This is a genomic window from Devosia sp. FKR38 (assembly GCF_005222805.1).
Classification (GTDB): domain Bacteria; phylum Pseudomonadota; class Alphaproteobacteria; order Rhizobiales; family Devosiaceae; genus Devosia.
On sequence record NZ_STGC01000002.1, the window covers coordinates 624,523 to 643,199 of the forward strand.

An 18,677-nucleotide genomic window follows, 5' to 3' on the forward strand; every position below is an offset into this window, starting at 1 on the left:
TGTCAGGGCTTGATCCAGTGTGCAGGCATTAGCCCGCGCACCGAATTGCCCAGCCAGATTGCCTCGGCCGTCTCCAGGTCCGCAAGCCGCAAAACCTGTTCCACGGCGCGGCCAGTGGCGAGCAGTTCGGCGCGCAGCGTGCCGGGCAACAGGCCCGATGCCAGCGGCGGCGTCAGCAGGTGCCCATCGCGTTCAATAAAGAGATTGGTGATCGAACCTTCGGTCAATTCGCCGCGCTCGTTGCGGAACAGCACTTCATCGACACCGTGCGCCGCATGGGCCGCCTGGCGCGGCGCGTCGTAGAAGGCGCGGTTGGTGGTCTTGTGCGCCAGCCAGACGGAGTCCGACTGCAGGGTCTCCTCGGCCAGCATGAAGCGAAAGACGGCCGGATTGGGCGGCAGCGGCACGGCAGTGAGGGCAGGGCCATTGGCATCGAGCGTCAGCCGCACCCGCATGGGGGCATCAAACGCCTGAGCGTCGAGCAGGGCATCGATAGCAACGGGATCACAGGGCAGACCAAAGAACGCGGCCGAGGCCGTCAGGCGATCAAGATGCCGCTGGCGCAGGGCATAGCCGGTTTCCGGCGTCCAGCTCAGCGTTTCGATCAGGGTCACTGGTTCGGGCTGCGGTGTGAAGAATGCCATTTTGAGCAGGGCCTCGCGATATTCGTCCTCAGCAGTGGAGTCAGCGACAATGCCGCCGCCGACGCCGATGGTGCCGGCGCCACTGCGGTCGATCACGGCGGTGCGGATGGCGACATTGAGCGCCAGATCGCCATTGGGCGCGAAGAAGCCGATCGCCCCGGTATAGACGCCGCGCGGCGCGGCCTCTAGGTCGGCGATGATCTGCATGGCGCGCAGCTTGGGCGCGCCGGTGATCGAGCCGCAGGGAAACAGTTGCGCGAGCAAAGCCGTGACGCCGACATCGGCCCGGCGCGTCGCGGTAATGCCCGAGGTCAGCGTGTGCAGCGTTTCATAAGTTTCCACCGTGAAGAGGTCGGTGACCTTGACCGAGCCGACGTCCGCCACGCGGGCGAGGTCATTGCGCAGCAGATCGACGATCATCAGGTTTTCGGCGCGGTTTTTGGGGTCGGCGGCCAGCGCGGCGCGGTTGGCAGCGTCCGCGTCCGGATTGACCCCGCGCGCCATCGTGCCCTTCATCGGCCGGGCGCTGAGCTGGCCGCCGCTGCTGGCCACAAACAGCTCCGGCGAATGGGACAGCACATGGTGGCTGCCGGTATCGATCAGCGCGCCATGCGCCACCTTTTGGCGCTGCAGCAGGCGGGAATAGAGCGCGACGGGGTCGCCCTTGAGATCAAAGTGCGCCCGCAGCGTCAGATTGACCTGATAGGTGTCCCCGGCGGCGATCAGGGCTTTGACGCGGGCGAAAACTGCGGCATAGTCGGTCACGTTGAGGGCGGGGACGATGTCGCTGATCTCGGCGGTGCCGGTGGTGCTGGCGGCCAAAAGGGTGGCGACCGCTTGCGTATCGAGCCGCTGCGGGCCGCTATAAAGCCCCAGCCAGAGCAGGGGCGTATCGCCTGGCGGCGGCATGAGGGGGAGCAGACGCTCCTCAAAGGCGTAGCCGGCCTCATAGGCGATAAAGCCGGCGGCCCAGAGGCCATCGGCCAGCGCGGCCTCCAGCGCGACCAGCGCCGCGCGCACGCCGGCGGCATCATAAGCCTGCAAGACCCGCTGCGGCGCCATGAACAGCAGGTTGCCATCGCCCCGGTTGAGGCTGTCATGAAGCAAGACTGAACCGGGCATGAACATGCTTCGCTTCTAGGGCCTTGGAATGAAAAAGAAAAGCCGCGGGCCGTCCTTCAAAACCCTTGTTTAATAGCCTCTCCGAGACATATTAGGGCGCCGGCCGCAGGTGCTGCCGGCCTCGGGGAGACCTATACAATGAACACCTATTTCAAGGCCGGCCTTGCCGCGCTCACACTGTTGGCCAGTGCCGTTCCCGCCATGGCGCAGAACGTCGAGTTCACGCTGATCAACAACAGCAGCCAGGCACTGCATTATTTCTATACCACGCCCAGCAATGAGAATACCTGGGGTGAAGACCTGCTCGGCGCCGACGGCACGCTGGAGCCCGGCATGCAGGGCACCGTGACCATCGGCGATGGTTCGGATCAGTGCCTGTATGACTTCCGTTTCGAGACCGGCGAGGGCGCCGTTCTGGAAGTGCCGCAGGTCGATATCTGCTCGCTGAACAGCTATACGCTGAACGACTAATTCTGGTCGCAGTGGGGTCGGTCCGTGTGGCCGGCCCCCTTTGCTCCGCGCGGGCGCGCATTTGGGCGGCCCATCTGTGGCAATTGTACCGCAGCAGCGCTTGAAGCCTCTCGGCGACCCCCCTATATACGCCGCAGGCCCAGCGATGGGCACAATCTGATTGCAAGGGAACCCGGCCTGATGGCCACGGAACTGCCTCGCGAGAGGGGTTGCACGATGGGTTTGCTGAAAGAGAGGCTTCGTAATGGCTAAAGTTATCGGTATCGATCTGGGCACCACCAACAGCTGCGTCGCTGTTATGGATGGCACCAATCCCAAGGTCATCGAAAACGCGGAAGGGGCGCGTACCACCCCCTCGATGGTCGCCTTCTCCAAGGATGGCGAACGCCTGGTCGGCCAGCCCGCCAAGCGTCAGGCCGTGACCAATCCCGAAAATACCCTGTTTGCGGTCAAGCGCCTGATCGGCCGCCGCTTCGACGATGGCGTTGTGGCCAAGGACAAGAACCTTGTGCCCTTCAAGATCGTCAAGGCCGACAATGGCGACGCCTGGGTCGAGGCATCGGGCGACAAGTATTCGCCCAGCCAGATCTCGGCCATGATCCTGCAGAAGATGAAGGAAACCGCTGAGTCCTATCTCGGCGAGACCGTCACCCAGGCCGTGATCACGGTTCCGGCCTATTTCAACGACAGCCAGCGCCAGGCCACCAAGGATGCAGGCAAGATTGCCGGCCTGGAAGTGCTGCGCATCATCAACGAGCCGACGGCTGCTGCGCTCGCCTATGGCCTGGACAAGAAGAACACCGGCACCATCGCGGTCTATGACCTTGGCGGCGGCACCTTCGACGTGTCGATCCTCGAGATCGGCGATGGCGTGTTCGAAGTGAAGTCCACCAATGGCGACACGTTCCTGGGTGGTGAAGACTTCGACATGCGTCTGGTCGATTACCTGGCCGACGAGTTCAAGAAGGAACAGGGCATTGACCTGCGCAGCGACAAGCTGGCGCTGCAGCGCCTGAAGGAAGCCGCTGAAAAGGCCAAGATCGAACTCTCGAGCTCGACCCAGACCGAAATCAACCTGCCCTTCATCACCGCCGACGCCTCGGGTCCCAAGCACCTGACGCTCAAGCTGAGCCGGTCGAAGCTGGAAAGCCTGGTCGATGATCTGATCCAGAAGACCATCGAGCCGTGCAAGATGGCCATGAAGGATGCCGGCGTCACCGCCGCGCAGATCGACGAAGTCGTGCTGGTGGGCGGCATGAGCCGCATGCCCAAGGTGCAGGAAATCGTCAAGCAGCTGTTCGGCAAGGAGCCCCACAAGGGCGTGAACCCGGACGAAGTGGTGGCGCTGGGCGCAGCCATTCAGGCCGGCGTGCTGCAGGGCGACGTCAAGGACGTGCTGCTGCTCGACGTGACCCCGCTCAGCCTGGGCATTGAGACCCTGGGCGGCGTGTTCACCCGCCTGATCGACCGCAACACGACCATCCCGACCAAGAAGAGCCAGACCTTCTCGACCGCCGAGGACAGCCAGAGCGCCGTGACCATCCGCGTGTTCCAGGGCGAACGCGAAATGGCCGCCAACAACAAGCTGCTGGGCAATTTCGACCTGACCGGCATTCCGCCCGCACCGCGTGGCGTGCCGCAGATCGAAGTGACCTTCGACATCGACGCCAACGGCATTGTCCAGGTTTCGGCCAAGGACAAGGGCACCGGCAAGGAACAGCAGATCCGCATCCAGGCCTCGGGTGGCCTGAGCGATGCTGACATCGAGGCCATGGTCAAGGAAGCCGAGCTGAACGCGGAGGCTGACAAGAAGAAGCGCGAGGCCGTCGAAGCCAAGAACCAGGGCGAAAGCCTGATCCACTCGACCGAAAAGTCGCTGGGTGAATATGGCGACAAGGTTTCGGCCGAGGACAAGGGCGCCATCGAGGCGGCCGTTGCCGATCTCAAGAGCGTGCTCGACGGCGACGACGCCGAGGCGATCAAGAGCAAGACCGAGGCGCTGGCCCAGGCATCGATGAAGCTGGGCGAGGCCATGTACAAGGCCAGCCAGGCGGAAGCCGAAGCCAAGGCCAATGGCACCGCCGATGACAGCGATGACGACGTCGTCGACGCCGACTTCGAAGAGGTCAAGGACGACGACGGCAAAAAGTCCGCCTAAGCGGCCTTTGCCAAGAGATAAAGGGGTCCGGCATCTGCCGGGCCCCTTTTTGTTTACCGGGGAAGTGGGTAAGGTGATCCATGAACATTCCAGACCCCCAAAGCTTCACCGACCCTGAAAAACTGCGCAAGCTGATGGCCAATGCCGTCCGCCTTGGCTATGCCGACCTGGCCTTTGGCTGCCAGATGCGCATCGCCGAGCTGGCCGGCAACGCCCATGACGGCGATATCGAACGTGAATTCTGGACGAGCCTGGTGGCCGCCGAGGAATTCCGCACCGCCGACAATGGCCGCGTCACGCGCCTGGTCAAGGTGCGGGCCAAGCACAAGCGGGTCGGCGCCGAGCGCGTGCTGGCCGACCAGATGATGGAAGAGGCGATCAGCGACGGCTTTGACCGTCTGGTGGCCGGCGGCAAGGCGGCGCTGACCAGCGAAGCCATCGTGATGCGCCACGAAGACAGTTTTAGCGTCGATGTGGTCAATGCCGCGCGCAAGAAGCTGATGGACAAGGGCGTGCCCGTCGCCGAGCTGCTGGGCTGATCGAAACGCCAGAGTTTCACGTGAATCCATGAAGCGGCCCTGGAGCGATCCGGGGCCTTGTCATGTCTGGGCGGGCGTTTTGGGCGAATCAGGCGTGTTGAAGCGGGCGCGCGCAGTTGATACATCAGCGCCAATTGGTTTGCCCCAGGACGCAGTGACAGCCGCCGCTGGCGGAAAACGACGCGCAATCGACGCCAAGGGCCACACAGGCGCCTCGGCCCCCTTGTGAGTCGGGCCGTTGATTGCCATCTAGGGGCCAGGTTCGGGCTGGGCGCGCGCGCCGCGACGGCAACGTATTGGAGACACAGGTTCTTGTCCAAACGGGATTTCTACGAGGTGCTCGGCGTCCAAAAGGGCGCCGATGACGCCGCTCTCAAGAGCGCCTACCGCAAGCTGGCCATGGTGCATCACCCCGATCGCAACCCGGGCGACGCGGCGGCCGAGGCGCGGTTCAAGGAAATCAACGAGGCCTATGACACGCTCAAGGACGGCCAGAAGCGCGCCGCCTATGACCGGTTCGGCCATGCCGCCTTTGAAAATGGCGGCGGTCGGGGTCCTTCCGGCTTCGGGCCGGAGTTCAATTCGTCGATGTCCGATATCTTTGAGGACATTTTTGGCGACTTCATGGGCGGTGGCCGGCGCGGTGGCGGCGGCGGGGCCGCCAAGCTGCGCGGCAGCGATCTGCGCTATAATCTGGAAATCAGCCTCGAAGAGAGCTTTGAGGGCCGCACCGTCGAGATCGACGTGCCGACCCTTGTGGGTTGCACCACCTGCGATGGCAGCGGCGCCAAGCCCGGCACGGGCACCCACACCTGCCGGCAGTGCAATGGCCATGGCAAGGTGCGCGCGGCGCAGGGGTTCTTCACCATCGAGCGCACCTGCCCGGTGTGCCAGGGCCGCGGCCAGATGATGGACCAGCCCTGCACCGATTGCGGCGGCCAGGGTCGCCGGCAGGAAAACCGCAAGCTCAGCGTCGATATTCCCAAGGGCATTGAAGACGGCACCCGCATTCGCCTGGCCAATGAGGGCGAGGCCGGGCTGCGCGGCGGCCCGCCGGGCGACCTCTACATCTTCATCTCGCTGCGCCCGCATGACCTGTTCCAGCGCGATGGCGCCGATCTCTATGCCCGCGTGCCCATCGCCATGACCACCGCTGCCCTGGGCGGCGAGTTCGAGGTGCCCACGCTCGATGGCGCCCGCGCCAAGGTCAAGGTCGCCGCTGGTACGCAGCCGGGCCAGCGTGTCCGCCTCAAGGGCAAGGGCATGCCGGTGCTGCGCAGCAAGGATGTCGGCGATCTCTATGTGCAGCTCGACATCGAGACGCCCCAGGCGCTCAGCCGGCGCCAGCGCGAGCTGCTGGAAGAATTCGCCAAGCTCGAAACCGAAGAAACCAATCCCACCTCGGGCGGCTTCTTCGACAAGATCAAGAAGATGTTCGAAGCTTGAGGCGGGAACGAAATCGCTCCGGTGGAGCGATTTCCCGCCTCAAGGCCATAAGGGCTATGCCCGCATGGCACGCGGGTGCCCCCCGCTCGGCCCCCTGTGTTGCCGCCCCGCTCAGGCGGGCGGCATTTGGCTCATATCCATCCAGACATATTCCCAGACATGGCCGTCGACATCGGCGATGGCGCGGGAAAACATGAAGCCATAGTCCTGCGCGTCGCGGGTCTCGCGGCCGCCGGCCGTGAGCCCGGCCTCGGCAATGGCATCGACCGCTGCGCGGCTGTCGCATGACAGGGCATAGAGTGCCTGGGTCTGCAGCATGGGATCGGGAATGGGCGCGCTGGAAAACTGCTTGAACTTGTCATGGGTCAGCAGCATGACGAAAATGCTGTCGCTGATGACGATGCAGGCCGCCGTCTCGTCGGTGAACTGCGGATTGTGGTCAAAGCCCAGGGCCTTGTAATAGGCCATGGCCGCCGGCAGGTCGCGCACGGGCAGGTTGACGAAAAGCATTGTCGACATGGCAGTCTCCTTCACATTGGCAGTGGGGCCTTACTGGTCCCGGCGGTCCGATGGTTCGGACAACGCCCTTGCCTCTACGGTCGAGCCGGGCCAGTTTCGACATTCCATGACACGAGGTCGGCATGAAAACGGCACTGACGCTATCCGGATCCATCCGCAAGGGATCGGTCAACACCATGCTGCAGGCGCAGATGGGCAGAAAACTGACCGAGGCGGGCGTTGCGGTCAATGCCATTAGCCTCGGTGATTTCCCCATGCCGATCTTTAATGAAGACCTTGAGCCCCATGGCGTGCCCGAGGCGGCCGTGCAACTGGCCGAGTTGTGGCGCAGCCACGACATCGTCTTCATCGCCAGCCCCGAATATAATGGCGGGCTGACGCCGCTGCTGGTCAATGCCGTCACCTGGGTCAGCCGGCAGCGCCCCAGCCCCTTCCGCCACGCCATCTTCGGCATTGGCGGGGTCAGCTCGGGCAAATATGGCACCATCTGGGGCCTCAGCCATCTGCGCGAATCCCTCACCAAAATGGGCGCGCTGGTGGTGCCGACCCTCCTGGGCATCGGCCCGGCCGATCAGGCCTTTGACGAAAAGGGCGAACTGGTCGAGCCGGCCATTACCCGCAAGGTCGAGCAGATGGTCACTGAGCTGACCAGCTTTTCGCGAGGCTAGGCCCATGCTGGCGCTCTATCTGACCCATCCGCAGGTGCGCATCGACGCCAAGGTGCCGGTGCCGCTGTGGGGCCTCAGTGACGAGGGCCGCCAGCGCGCCGAAGCCTTTGCCGCAAGGGGCGTAGTGCCGATGGGCGCGATGGTCTTTTCCAGCCGCGAGACCAAGGCCATGGAACTGGCCGAAATCCTCGCCGCCGCCTGTGGCGCGCTGGTGCTCACCGATCATCTGATGGGCGAGAACGATCGCAGCGCCACCGGCTTTCTGCCGCCCGCGCTGTTCGAGGCCACCGCCGATCGCTTCTTTGCCCATCCGCGCGACAGTGCCGATGGCTGGGAGCGCGCCATCGATGCGCAGCGGCGCATCGTCCATACGGTGACCACGGCGCTGGCCGGGGTGCCCAAGGGCACGCCGGCAGTGTTCTGCGGCCATGGCGCGGTGGGCACGCTGCTGAAATGCCATGTCGGCGCCCGCCGCATCGACCGGCGCGAGGACCAGCGGCGCCTCGCCCATCCGGGCGGCGGCAATGGCTTTTTCTTCGATCTGGACGCAGGCCATCTGGGCTGCGACTGGACCGCCATGGAAGATCTCAAGCCCGGCTGGTTTGCCTGAAGCCGTTGCGGCGCGCGGCAAATTGGTCTAGTCCGGGCTGATCAATCGACATCGGAGGAAAGACCATGGCTGGCCAACTCATCGTGGGTCTGGACGTTTCGTCCCGCGCACGCGCCGAGGAGATCGTCGCGCTTCTGGGCGACAGCGTCGATTTCTACAAGATTGGCTACCAGTGCTTTTATGGCGCCGATGGCTTTGCCCTGGGTAAGGATCTGCTCAAGGCGGGCAAGAAGGTGTTCTTCGATCTCAAGCTGCTCGACATCGACAATACGGTCGAAAAGGGCGTCGCCGCCATCGCCGAGACCGGCGCGACCATGCTGACCGTCCATGCCTATCCGCAGTGCATGCGCGCTGCCGTGCGCGGCGCGGCCGGCAGCGGCCTCTGTGTGCTGGGCGTCTCGGTGCTGACCTCGATGGATGATGCCGATCTCCTCGAAGCCGGCTTTGCCCGCGATACGGCGGGCCTGGTATCCCTGCGCGCCGAGCAAGCCCGCGACGCCGGCATTGGCGGGCTGGTGGCTTCCGCCCAGGAGGCGCAGATGGTGCGCTCGATCGTCGGGCCCAAGATGGCCGTGGTCACCCCCGGCATTCGCCTCGCCGGCGGCGAGAAGGGCGATCAGAAGCGGGTGACCACCCCCGCCCAGGCGCTTAGTGCCGGCGCCAGCCATCTGGTGGTGGCGCGCCCGATCATCGAAGCCGCCGATCCTGCCGCCGCTGCCCGGGCGGTCCTGGCGGACATGAACAGCGGGACGCGCCTGGCATGACGAGCTATTCCGCCTGCATCGAAATGCTGTTCGTCCCCGAGACGGCTGACTTTGCCCAGCGCATCAGCCTGGCCAAAGGCGCCGGCTTTGACCGCGTCGAATTCTGGATGTGGTCCAACAAGGATCTCGACGCCATCGAACGCGCCCTCAGCGACACCGGCGTGCAACTGGCCGGCATCGTCGCCGAGCCCTTTGCCGAGCTGACGCGGGAAACCGACCATGACCGGTTCCTGGCTGGTCTGGAAAAAAGCCGCGACGTGGCGCTGCGCCTGGGCGCCCCGATCCTGATCTGCCAGTCCGGGCCGCTGCTGGCCGGTGTCGAGCGCGCCCGCCAGCATGAGGCGCTGACCAGTGCCATGGCCCGCTCGGCCGATGTGCTCCAGGGCAGCGGCGTGCGCCTGGCGCTCGAACCGCTCAATGATCGCGTCGATCACAAGGGCTATTATCTCACCAGCACCACCGAGGGTCTCGCCATCTGCGCCGCCGTCAACCGGCCCGAGATCGGGCTGACCTATGACATGTACCATTCCATGGTGATGGGCGAAGACCCCGAAGCGGTCCTCGCCGGCGGACTCGACCACATCTTTCACGTCCACATCGCCGATCACCCCGGCCGCAACCAGCCCGGCAGCGGCACGCTGCCGCTCAAGCAGAAACTCGCCTGGCTCGAAGCACAGGGCTATGCCGGCCCCGTCGGGCTGGAGTTCAAGCCGACGGGGACGACGGCCGATGCGCTGGCGATGATGCAGGGGAGCTTGGGCTGACGTCCTAAAGGTCCCGCTCGAGCGGGAAGGGATAGGCGACTAGGCCTGATCTCCGCAGCCCAGTTCAACTGGATAGGGGCAAGGCTCCCAGAGGTCGACCAGGCCGAGGCGGTTGACGTTGTGGGCCTCCCACTGTCGTAGCTGGGCTCCAATTGCCGCGCGATCCCCTGATTTACACAGCGCTGCGAGTGCTTTGAGCTCACCAAGCAAGTCCAGATACTCCGTCGCCAGGCGCGAAGTTACTTGTCCCAAGCGGCTATTGGGCCGTTTGGCGAGCAACCGCCGGCCTTCAGCCAGCTCGTTCAGATAGGCAGCCTCAGTCCGGCGGACCCAATCATCGATGACTTTCGCCGCTTCGGCCATCCGCCCTGCCGCCGCCAGTGCGGGACCGTGGTAGGCGACAAGGCTGTCTAGCCGCGTGAGACCGGTCACGTCGCCGAACCCAGTGCTGCCCTGCGTCTTGTCGAGAAGCGCCTCTATGGACGGAACTTGGTCGAGTCTGCCCGTTAGGGTCTGCAAGACATTGGCGTTCAAGCTGGTCTCGAAGTCGATATCGGTCGTATAGCCAACCCATATCTCGTCGAACCAGGGACGCCCGCGCCAAAAGGGCGGCGATGGCAAAAAGTCGATATACCAGTAAGGCTTGGGGTGGTTTTTGTCCCAGGAAGCACCGTTGAAATAAATCCAGCGCAGGACGTGGCGCACCGGCCGCACCACCAGCATGCGCTTACGCAAGATAAGGTCACTGCGCTGCTGGAGAACGGGCCTCAGCCAACGATTGACCTGCGCTGCTGTGGTCATGGGCTCCGCTCGAGCGGGAAGGGCGTTGGTTCCCAGAGATCGAGAACATTCCAGCGCTCCAGACCCTGCTGCTCCCAACTGTGCAGGAGGGCGACAACCCCGGCTCGGTCTTGGCCGGCGGATAGCCGCCCCAGCGCTCTGAGATCTTCTAGAAGGGCAAGTTGATGATTGGCCAACGCGACAGCGTCCCGCCCGATGCCGCGCTCTCGATATCCAGCGATCTGGCGTTCACCCTCGGCACGCAGTGCTTGCCATCGCGGTTCGTGTTGGCTGACAAAGCCTAGCGCGACATCAGCGGCCTCTTCGAGGCGGCCCAAGGCCGCCAGAACGGGGGCGTGATAGTCAGGGAAATCCTGCAACCGCTCCCAGTTCCCAAAGACCAGAGCTGGCCTTTCGCCCGTCGTGGTCGCGTCAAAGAAATGGTTCAATGACGCCAGCGGCTTGAGCTTTTCGTCTATGGCGCGTGCCGCCAGTTCGATCAGGGATTTCGTGAATCCTTCCTCGTTCGATCGCCCGACAAGCAGGTTGCCTCGCCACTTGCCGCCAAAAGTTGCGGCGGGGGGCGTGAAGGGGACAGACGCAAACCAGTAAGGCCGGGGCAGTGTCTTGTCCCATGATCCCGGAAATGACAGGCCGCAGACGACGTGTCGTATCGGCACAAGAAACAAGTCTCGCCCGCGCAAAACGATGTCATCCCTGCTGGATGTGAGGGCGCGTGTCCATTTTTTGACTTCAGCTGCAGTCGTCATGGCTTCGGGCGACCCTCAATGATGAAGATTGCTACCCGAGGGTATTGTGACACCAGGCGGTCAGCAATCTCCTTCGGTCTGCACAGGATTGGGTCTTTGCAACCGGTCTTGATGTCATCTTTGCAGATGTCGGAACGTAAGACAGGCCGTACAGGCGCCGTCGGGCTGGAGTTCCGGCCGACGGGTACGACGGCGGATGCGCTCGCGGTGATGCGGGGGAGCTTGGACTGACGTCCTAAAGGTCCCGTTCGAGCGGGAACGGCGTCGGCTCCCAGTCGTCTTCTACCTCAAGGCGCCGGGCATTCTGCTTTTCCCACTCATGCAGCAGGTGTGCGACTCCGCGCCGGTCGTTGATGCTGGCGCGGGCGATGAGCTGCCGCATGTCGTCCATCGGCTTGAGGAAATGGTCTGCCAGCCTTATGCGCGATTGTCCCTCGGATCGCTTTCTCGGCTTGCTCAGCGGGGCTATTCCCTCTTCCACAATTGAGAGCTAGTGCCTTCGTCGTGGTCGACGAAAGGACAGTCTCACTCCTAAGTTCCAGCCGCATGTATCAAACACACTGATTGCCACTTCCGGGGAGAATGCGAATTGCAGACTCAGGTTGGTTGTTCTTTCGTGCCACTATGCATCGTCAGGACATTTGGAGAATTCGGATGGCAGAAGACGGCGAAGCGCGCGCAAAGGCGTTGCCGGTATCACTAGACGACGTGAAAGCCGCGTACAGCGGACCTGCCCATGCAGTAAATCGTTTCATAAGCATCCCAACGGGCATCGGCTTTCGTGTCGCCTTTCTGGAATTCTTCGACGAAGCGTACAGTCCCGAGTTTCGGTCGGCCATTTTTCTCAGCTACCCAGATATGGTGTCCTTAAGGGACCTACTCACGGCGCAGATAGAGCGAACTGAGAAGACAGAGGGGAGCCCAAGTGGCTACAGCGAAGTCTAGCGCAGCCGCTGGCGCCGCAGTTAGTCACCCAGCAATCGCGGAAGCTGCAGCCTCATCGCGGCCCCGCTCTGTCAAGCGAGAGGCGGCCGCGAAAGGTGCACAGGTCAATGCGAACTATCTCGATAGAGACTTGCCGACGGTGGGCGTCGCCGTTGAAGACCTAGAGGACTTCATGGACTCTTCAGCCGAAGAGTTGGGGCAATTCTCGGTTGGTGGCTTTCTTGCATCCGGATCGTTTTGGCTCGGCATCGAGCGCTTAGCCACAATTCCGAACGCGCTAGAAGGCGACCTACTTTTTTGGATCTGTGTCGTCGCCTTATTTGCTGGGGCAACAATTAGTTACTTTGGACTTCGACAGCTGCACCGCAGGCAGCGGCGGATAGGACGAATTATCCAAGCCGCAAAATCTAAAGCCGCAGGCCGGCAGTCCCTATAAGCTACCCCACCAGCCCATGCTGCCGCGTCAGGTCGTGCAGATCGACCAGCGGGCGGGCGCCGATGTGGGAGATCACTTCGCTGGCCGCTAGGCACCCGGTCTTGAGCGCGGTTTCCAGCGTCTGGCCCCGCGCCATGCCGAGCAGGAAGCCGGCGGCGAAGAGGTCGCCGGCGCCGGTGGCATCAACCACATGATCGATGGGGAAGGCGGGCACCGAGGTCACTTCGCCATTGTGCACCACCATGGCGCCGTCGGCGCCCATGGTGATGGCGGCCAGTTCGGTGTCCTTGGCGATCTGGCGCACGGCCTCGCCCAGATCATCGGTCTGGTAGAGCGATTTCAGCTCATGGATATTGGCAAAGACATAGTCGATGGTTTTGGACCGCATCAGGTCGAGGAATTCGGCGCGATAGCGGTCAACGCAGAAGGGATCGCTGAGCGTAAAGGCGGTGGCGCGCTCTTCCTTATGGGCGTAGTGGGCGGCCAAAACGAAGGCCTTCTTGGCCTCCAGCGGGTCCCACAGGAAGCCTTCCATATAGGTGATGGCGGCGGCGCCGATCTCGTCGGGGCGGATGTCCTGCTCGGTGAGCTGCTGGCAGGCGCCGAGATAGGTGTTCATGGTGCGCTCGCCATCGTCGGTGACGAAGATCATGCAGCGGGCGGTCAGCGCGCCGTTCTTGAGGCGGCTGGTGGCGTAATGAACGCCAATCTCATTGAAATCATTCTCGAAATCATCGCCCAGCCCGTCGTCGGCCACCTTGCCGACAAAGGCGGCGCGGCCACCGAGCGAGGCGACGCCGGCCGCCGTATTGGCGGCGCTGCCGCCCGAGATCTGCTGACGGTTGAGCGGCATCTTGCCATAGAGGTCTTCAGCCCGATCGGTATCGATCAGATGCATGATGCCCTTGTTCATGCCCTCCCCGATGATGAAGCTCTCGTCCACCGGAACGATGATGTCGACAATGGCATTGCCGATGGTGAGAACGTCAAAGCGGGTCTGGGTCATATGTCTGTGCAGCTGGAAACGGGCCGAGGGCCGGTTTAGTGGATTATGACGTTTGGCGCAACGCAGGCTGGCTCAGCGCCGGGCCAGGACCTGTTCGATCAGTTGCTCAAGGGTTTCATCGGGCCGCAGCGCAATCTGCTCGTCGAGCAGCAGCACCGCCAGGCCATGCACCTTGGACCAGGCGGCGAGCGCCGCAATGCGGCCGGCGGTGGTATAGCCGCCGCTGACCTGGCGCAGCGTGGCAAAGGCCGCCTCGGCGGCCATGCGCAGGCCGGGGCGATTGTCGCGCTTGAGCTGGGCGGCAAACATCAGGCGGAACAGCGCCCGGTTGCCCAGGGCAAAGCGCAGATAGGCCTGGCCCATGGCCAGCAGCGGATCGGCCGGACTGCTCTCGGCCACGGCGCGCATCTCGGCGGTAAATTTCTGAAAGCCCGTCACCGCCAGGGCTTCGAGCAGGCCGGCGCGGCTATCGAAATGGCGATAGGGCGCGGCCGGGGAGACGCCGACCGCCCGCGCCAGATCGCGCAGGCCCAGGCCGGCCTCGCCCTCGCTGTCCAGGATAAGCAGCGCCGCCGTCAGCAGGGCATTGCGCAGATCGCCGTGATGATAGGGGGCATTGGCGGATGTTGACATTGTTCACATGACTCTGCAGATATGTATGCACTGATTACATATCATCGGGCGAGGCTGCAAATGGATATCGATCTGGGTCTGGCCATGGCGCACCATCTGGCGGTGTTTAGCCTGGTGGGCATTGTCGCCGTTGAGTTCGCGCTGCTGCGGCCGGGCCTGGGCAGCGCGCCGCTCAAGCGGCTGGCGATGATCGACCGCGCCTATGGCCTCCTCGCCATCCTGGTGGTGGTGGCGGGCCTGATGCGCGTGTTCATGGGCGCCACCGATGCCGGCTATTACCTGGGCAACCACGCCTTCTGGGGCAAGATGGTGCTGTTTGTGCTGGTGGGTCTCTTCTCCATCCAGCCCACCCTCGCCATCCTTGGCTGGGCCAAGCGCCTCAAGGCTGATCCCGGCTATGTCGTTCCCGATGCCGAGGTGGCCCGCAGCCGGCGGTTCCTGCATCTCGAAATCATCGGCCTCTTTCTGATCCCGCTGTTTGCCGCCGGCATGGCGCGCGGCTATGGCGCCGCCTGAACCTTACACATGGGCCGGCAACGGCTTGTTGGGCGCCGGCGTCTTGGGGCTATAGCGGCACCATTGTGCAATCGGGCAGCGCCAGCATTCGGGCGTGCGCGCCTTGCAGATATAGCGCCCGTGCAGGATCAGCCAGTGATGCGCATGCAGCATATATTGGGGCGGAATGGTCTTGAGCAGGATCTGTTCCACCGCCAGGGGCGTTGATGCCACCGCCATGCCCGTGCGGTTGCCGACGCGGAACAGGTGCGTGTCCACGGCGATGGTGGGCTGCTTGAAGAAGATGTTGAGCACCACATTGGCGGTCTTGCGACCGACACCGGGCAGGGCCTCGAGCGCGTCGCGGTCCGCTGGCACTTCCCCGCCATGCAACTCGAGCAATTGCTGGCTCAAGAGAAACACATTCTTGGCCTTGGTGCGGAACAGGCCAATGGTGCGCACCTCCTGCTCGATGGCGGCCTGGCCCAGCGCCACCATGGCGGCCGGATTGGGCGCCAGTTCGAACAGGCGCTTGGTCGCCTTGTTGACGCCGACGTCCGTCGCCTGGGCCGAGAGCACCACCGCCACCAGCAGGGTAAAGGCGTTGACATAGTCCAGCTCGCCCTTGGGCTCGGGCTCGATGGCATGGAAGCGCTCGAAAATCGCCGCGACATCGGCCTTGGGCAGGGGCTTCACTTTTTTGCTGGCAGGCATTCTCACCGCTCCGATTCTGGCGCTATAGTTAAAGGGGAGAGAGCCCCGCGCCAATGCACACCACCACGACAACCACGCCGCTGTTTGCGGCCGAGCTGACACCGCATCGCGGCATGAGCCGGCGCGATGGCTGGCTGCTGGGCGTTCTGGCGCTGGTGCTGTTCCTGGCGCCGTGGTTCCTGCTGCTGCCTGTCGAGCTGGCCGTGGTGGCCGGCGTGATGGCGCTGGCCGGCCTGGGCATGGTTGTCGTGCTGGCCCGGCGCGGTCGCAGCCGGCGGCGCGAACATATCACCGTCTGGGCCGATCAGGTCGAGCTGCTCGCCACCGACGAGCGCGGGTTGCGCACGCTCAAGCGCTTCCAGCCCGCCAGCGTGCGCCTGCTGCTCACCCGCGATGCCGATGAAAAGACCACTGCGGTGCAATTGCGCCATGGCAAGGATGTGGTCGAGGTCGGGGCTTTCCTCAGCCTTGAGGATCGCTCCAGTTTCGGCCGGGCGCTGGGCACCGCGCTGCGGCAGGCCCGCGCGCAGCGCCGGTAAAAACCGGGTCGCCGCGGACTCAGTCCCGCGCTAGACCGGCAGCTCTGACTGTCCTGCATCACCGGGTGCCCCCATGAACCAGATTGTCGCCATTGATTCGGCCAGCGACTATGAGCGCATCCAGGCCGCCATCCGCTATCTCAGTGAGAACGGCCCGGATGTCGCCGACCTCGGCCGCTTCGCCCGCGCCCTGGGGCTGACCGAGCGGCAATTGACCGATCTCTTCCGCCGCTGGTGTGGCCTCAGCCCCAAGAGCTTTGCCCAGGCCGTGGCGCTCGACCATGCCAAGAGCCTGTTGCGCGCGCAGGAGAGCGTGCTCGACACCACCTATGCGGTGGGGCTCAGCTCCACCTCGCGGCTGCATGATCTCTTCGTCACCTATGAGGCCATGCCGCCCGGCGTGTTCCGCGCCGGTGGGGCAGGGCTCGACATGATCTGGGGCGCCGCCCCCTCGCCCTTTGGCCTGGCCGTGGTCACCGCCACCGATTACGGCATGTCGGGCCTGGGCTTTGCCGATGCCGATACCAGCGTCGAACAGGCCTTCGAGGACCTCGCCAATCGCTGGCCCAATGCCCGCTTCACCCGCAACGATGCCCGCATTGCCCCAATGGTGGCGCAGGCCTTTGATCCGGCGCACTGGTCGCCGGAACGCCCGGTGCGGGTGGTGCTGATCGGCACTGATTTCGAGGTCAAGGTGTGGGAGACGCTGCTCAAGATCCCGGTGGGTCAGGCCACCACCTATTCGGCGGTTGCCAACCACATCGGCCGGCCGACCGCCTCGCGGGCGGTGGGCGCAGCGGTGGGCAAGAACCCGATCAGTTTCGTGGTGCCCTGCCATCGCGTGGTTGGCACCTCCGGCGCGCTGACCGGCTATCACTGGGGCGTGCCGCGCAAGCGGGCCATTCTGGGTTGGGAGGCGGGCGTCATCTCCGCCGCCCATTAGCCATTCGCGCATAGCGCTCAAGGCCGTCTCACCGCAAATCGCTCCACTGGAGCGATTTGGCCTGTTGCCGGTGCGACGTTTCACGTGAATCCCTGGGCGGCCTGCTCCGCCCTTGAGCTTGCTAGAGCACCACGCGCTCGACCAGCTTGCCGTCCGGCCCGATGCGATAGACGGTTGGTTCGCCCGTGCCGATCTCGCGCTCGAGGATCTGCGCCGGGGTCAGGCCTTCAATGGCCATCACCAGGGCGCGCAGCGAATTGCCATGCGCGGCGATCAGCACGGTCTTGCCGGCCTTGAGCTGGGGCAGGATTTCGGCCTCGTAATAGGGCAGGGTGCGCGCCGCGGTGTCCTTCAGGCTCTCGCCGCCCGGCGGGGGCACATCAAAGCTGCGGCGCCAGACCAGCACCTGCTCCTCGCCCCATTTGGCGCGGGCATCATCCTTGTTGAGGCCGCTCAAATCACCATAGTCGCGTTCATTGAGCGCGATATTGCGGGTGATGGTGACATTGGCGATGCCCATTTCTTCGAGCATCAGGTCCAGCGTGTGCTGGGCGCGGCGCAGGCCCGAGGTGTAATAGAGGTCGGGCACGATCTTGGCGGCCTTGAGCGCCTGGCCGGTGGCCCGCGCCTCGCCCTGGCCCTTGTCCGTCAGGTCCGGATTGCGCCAGCCGGTGAACAGGTTTTTCAGGTTCCACTCGCTCTGCCCGTGGCGGACGAGGATCAGGGTGCCGGTCATGGTTTAGGTCCTTGTTGCGTCGTTGAGGCCGAGCACGTCGACCATGGAATAAAGCCCGGGCGCCTTGCCGGCGGCCCAGAGCACGGCCTGGGTGGCGCCATTGGAATAGATGGTGCGGTCCTGCGCCCGGTGGTTGAGCTCGATGCGCTCGGAGGGGCCAGCCAGGATCACCAGGTGATCACCGATCACATTGCCGCCGCGCAGCGTGGCAAAGCCGATGGTGCCGGCTTCGCGCGGGCCGGTATGGCCGTCGCGCACGCGCACCGAATGGTCCTTGAGGCTGATGTCGCGGCCCTTGGCCGCCGCCTCGCCCAGCATCAGGGCGGTGCCCGAGGGGGCATCGACCTTCTTGTTGTGGTGCATTTCGAGAATTTCGATGTCGTATTCGGCCAGCGCTGCGGCGGCCTTTTCGACCAGTTTGGCCAGCACCACCATGCCCATGGAGAAATTGCCGGATTTGATGATCACGGCGCCCTGGCTGGCGGCCTGGGCGATGGCGGCGTCATCGGCCTCCGAACAGCCCGTGGTGCCGATCACATGGGTCAGGCCCAGCTCTGCTGCCTTGGCGGCCAGCGCCACGCTGGCGGCCGGCGCGGTAAAGTCGATGATGGCGTCGGCGCCCTGGAGCGCGGCGTCCATGTCATCGGTGATGGCCACGCCCAGCGCGCCGATACCAGCATAGACGCCGGCGTCCTGGCCGATGGCCGGAGTGCCGGGCCGGTCGACGGCAGCATGCAGGGTCATTCGATTGGCCAGCGCGCCATGCAGGCTCATGCCGCTGCGCTCCGCCACGGCGCGGATATTGGCCACGCCCATGCGCCCGCCGGCGCCCGCCACAACCACCTTGAGATCAGCCAATGGTCCAACTCCTCGATCGGGTCAGGGCTATAGCAGCGCCGTGACAAAACGCCAACACCGGTGCCCCATTGCCGTCAACATGGTAAGCTTGCCTTAACGCCAAAACCAAGGACGCTG

At 64.2% G+C, this 18,677-nt stretch carries 22 protein-coding genes; 12 read left to right on the top strand and 10 right to left on the bottom strand.

Annotated elements, in window-relative coordinates; all coding sequences use genetic code 11:
• Positions 1 to 2: 2 nt before the first annotated feature.
• Positions 3 to 1,766 (bottom strand): aminodeoxychorismate synthase component I, encoded by a 1,764-nt coding sequence (pabB, locus tag E8M79_RS03025; protein ID WP_171015679.1) that lies wholly within the window; start codon positions 1,764 to 1,766, stop codon positions 3 to 5.
• Positions 1,767 to 1,904: 138 nt separating this feature from the next.
• Here pabB and E8M79_RS03030 point away from each other — a divergent pair, with 138 nt between their 5' ends.
• From E8M79_RS03030 to dnaJ, 4 genes are all read left to right on the top strand, one after another.
• Positions 1,905 to 2,237, top strand: coding sequence for a hypothetical protein (locus E8M79_RS03030; RefSeq protein ID WP_137150442.1), 333 nt, complete (start codon positions 1,905 to 1,907; stop codon positions 2,235 to 2,237).
• Positions 2,238 to 2,481: 244 nt separating this feature from the next.
• Complete coding sequence (gene dnaK, locus E8M79_RS03035) at positions 2,482 to 4,395, top strand: molecular chaperone DnaK (protein ID WP_137150443.1); 1,914 nt, start codon at positions 2,482 to 2,484, stop codon at positions 4,393 to 4,395.
• An 80-nt stretch (positions 4,396 to 4,475) separates the two neighbouring features.
• On the top strand, positions 4,476 to 4,934 hold the full coding sequence (locus E8M79_RS03040; protein WP_137150444.1) for a hypothetical protein: 459 nt from the start codon (positions 4,476 to 4,478) through the stop codon (positions 4,932 to 4,934).
• Positions 4,935 to 5,246: 312 nt separating this feature from the next.
• Complete coding sequence (dnaJ, locus tag E8M79_RS03045; RefSeq protein WP_137150445.1) at positions 5,247 to 6,380, top strand: molecular chaperone DnaJ; 1,134 nt, start codon at positions 5,247 to 5,249, stop codon at positions 6,378 to 6,380.
• 111 nt (positions 6,381 to 6,491) lie between these two features.
• On the opposite strand, the gene E8M79_RS03050 is transcribed toward dnaJ, so the two are convergent.
• Positions 6,492 to 6,899 (bottom strand): VOC family protein, encoded by a 408-nt coding sequence (locus tag E8M79_RS03050; RefSeq protein WP_137150446.1) that lies wholly within the window; start codon positions 6,897 to 6,899, stop codon positions 6,492 to 6,494.
• A 122-nt stretch (positions 6,900 to 7,021) separates the two neighbouring features.
• Between E8M79_RS03050 and E8M79_RS03055 the strand changes: the two genes are divergently transcribed.
• From E8M79_RS03055 to E8M79_RS03070, 4 genes are all read left to right on the top strand, one after another.
• The gene (locus E8M79_RS03055; RefSeq protein WP_137150447.1) at positions 7,022 to 7,567 is read left to right on the top strand and encodes an NADPH-dependent FMN reductase; all 546 of its coding nucleotides are present in this window, start codon (positions 7,022 to 7,024) and stop codon (positions 7,565 to 7,567) included.
• A 4-nt stretch (positions 7,568 to 7,571) separates the two neighbouring features.
• Positions 7,572 to 8,177 (top strand): histidine phosphatase family protein, encoded by a 606-nt coding sequence (locus E8M79_RS03060; RefSeq protein WP_137150448.1) that lies wholly within the window; start codon positions 7,572 to 7,574, stop codon positions 8,175 to 8,177.
• A gap of 65 nt (positions 8,178 to 8,242) precedes the next feature.
• Positions 8,243 to 8,941, top strand: a complete 699-nt coding sequence (gene pyrF / locus E8M79_RS03065; RefSeq protein ID WP_137150449.1) for an orotidine-5'-phosphate decarboxylase — start codon at positions 8,243 to 8,245, stop codon at positions 8,939 to 8,941.
• Positions 8,938 to 9,705: a TIM barrel protein gene (locus tag E8M79_RS03070; protein ID WP_137150450.1), complete on the top strand. Its 768-nt coding sequence runs from the start codon at positions 8,938 to 8,940 to the stop codon at positions 9,703 to 9,705. The genes pyrF and E8M79_RS03070 overlap by 4 nt, the downstream gene beginning before the upstream one ends.
• A 39-nt stretch (positions 9,706 to 9,744) precedes the next feature.
• Here E8M79_RS03070 and E8M79_RS03075 read toward each other — a convergent pair whose 3' ends face one another.
• The 3 genes from E8M79_RS03075 to E8M79_RS18310 form a co-directional block, all read right to left on the bottom strand.
• Positions 9,745 to 10,506 carry a hypothetical protein gene (locus E8M79_RS03075; protein ID WP_137150451.1) on the bottom strand — a complete coding sequence of 254 codons (762 nt, stop codon included), beginning with the start codon at positions 10,504 to 10,506 and terminating at the stop codon, positions 9,745 to 9,747.
• On the bottom strand, positions 10,503 to 11,255 hold the full coding sequence (locus E8M79_RS03080; protein WP_137150452.1) for a hypothetical protein: 753 nt from the start codon (positions 11,253 to 11,255) through the stop codon (positions 10,503 to 10,505). The genes E8M79_RS03075 and E8M79_RS03080 overlap by 4 nt, the downstream gene beginning before the upstream one ends.
• 235 nt (positions 11,256 to 11,490) lie before the next feature.
• A complete protein-coding gene (locus E8M79_RS18310; protein ID WP_171015680.1) occupies positions 11,491 to 11,637 on the bottom strand; it encodes a hypothetical protein in 147 nt (48 codons plus the stop codon).
• A 272-nt stretch (positions 11,638 to 11,909) separates the two neighbouring features.
• On the opposite strand from E8M79_RS18310, the gene E8M79_RS03085 reads away from it, so the two are divergent.
• Entirely contained in the window at positions 11,910 to 12,200 is a 291-nt protein-coding gene (locus E8M79_RS03085; protein WP_137150453.1) for a hypothetical protein, read from the top strand.
• A gap of 437 nt (positions 12,201 to 12,637) precedes the next feature.
• Here the strand turns inward: E8M79_RS03085 and E8M79_RS03090 are convergent, their stop codons facing one another.
• Both E8M79_RS03090 and E8M79_RS03095 read right to left on the bottom strand, forming a co-directional pair.
• Positions 12,638 to 13,642 (bottom strand): adenosine kinase, encoded by a 1,005-nt coding sequence (locus E8M79_RS03090; RefSeq protein ID WP_137150454.1) that lies wholly within the window; start codon positions 13,640 to 13,642, stop codon positions 12,638 to 12,640.
• Positions 13,643 to 13,714: 72 nt separating this feature from the next.
• Positions 13,715 to 14,275, bottom strand: a complete 561-nt coding sequence (locus E8M79_RS03095) for a TetR/AcrR family transcriptional regulator (protein WP_137150455.1) — start codon at positions 14,273 to 14,275, stop codon at positions 13,715 to 13,717.
• A 60-nt stretch (positions 14,276 to 14,335) separates the two neighbouring features.
• Between E8M79_RS03095 and E8M79_RS03100 the strand changes: the two genes are divergently transcribed.
• Positions 14,336 to 14,791 (top strand): DUF2214 family protein, encoded by a 456-nt coding sequence (locus E8M79_RS03100; RefSeq protein WP_137150456.1) that lies wholly within the window; start codon positions 14,336 to 14,338, stop codon positions 14,789 to 14,791.
• Positions 14,792 to 14,794: 3 nt separating this feature from the next.
• Here E8M79_RS03100 and nth read toward each other — a convergent pair whose 3' ends face one another.
• Positions 14,795 to 15,484, bottom strand: a complete 690-nt coding sequence (gene nth / locus E8M79_RS03105) for an endonuclease III (protein ID WP_137150457.1) — start codon at positions 15,482 to 15,484, stop codon at positions 14,795 to 14,797.
• A 53-nt stretch (positions 15,485 to 15,537) separates the two neighbouring features.
• Between nth and E8M79_RS03110 the strand changes: the two genes are divergently transcribed.
• Positions 15,538 to 16,023, top strand: coding sequence for a DUF2244 domain-containing protein (locus E8M79_RS03110; RefSeq protein ID WP_137150458.1), 486 nt, complete (start codon positions 15,538 to 15,540; stop codon positions 16,021 to 16,023).
• Between the two features lie 73 nt (positions 16,024 to 16,096).
• Positions 16,097 to 16,966, top strand: coding sequence for a bifunctional helix-turn-helix domain-containing protein/methylated-DNA--[protein]-cysteine S-methyltransferase (locus E8M79_RS03115; RefSeq protein ID WP_137150459.1), 870 nt, complete (start codon positions 16,097 to 16,099; stop codon positions 16,964 to 16,966).
• A gap of 121 nt (positions 16,967 to 17,087) precedes the next feature.
• Here the strand turns inward: E8M79_RS03115 and E8M79_RS03120 are convergent, their stop codons facing one another.
• Positions 17,088 to 17,702 (bottom strand): 2,3-bisphosphoglycerate-dependent phosphoglycerate mutase, encoded by a 615-nt coding sequence (locus E8M79_RS03120; RefSeq protein WP_137150460.1) that lies wholly within the window; start codon positions 17,700 to 17,702, stop codon positions 17,088 to 17,090.
• A 3-nt stretch (positions 17,703 to 17,705) separates the two neighbouring features.
• Entirely contained in the window at positions 17,706 to 18,560 is an 855-nt protein-coding gene (gene dapB, locus E8M79_RS03125) for a 4-hydroxy-tetrahydrodipicolinate reductase (RefSeq protein WP_137150461.1), read from the bottom strand.
• Positions 18,561 to 18,677: the final 117 nt, after the last annotated feature.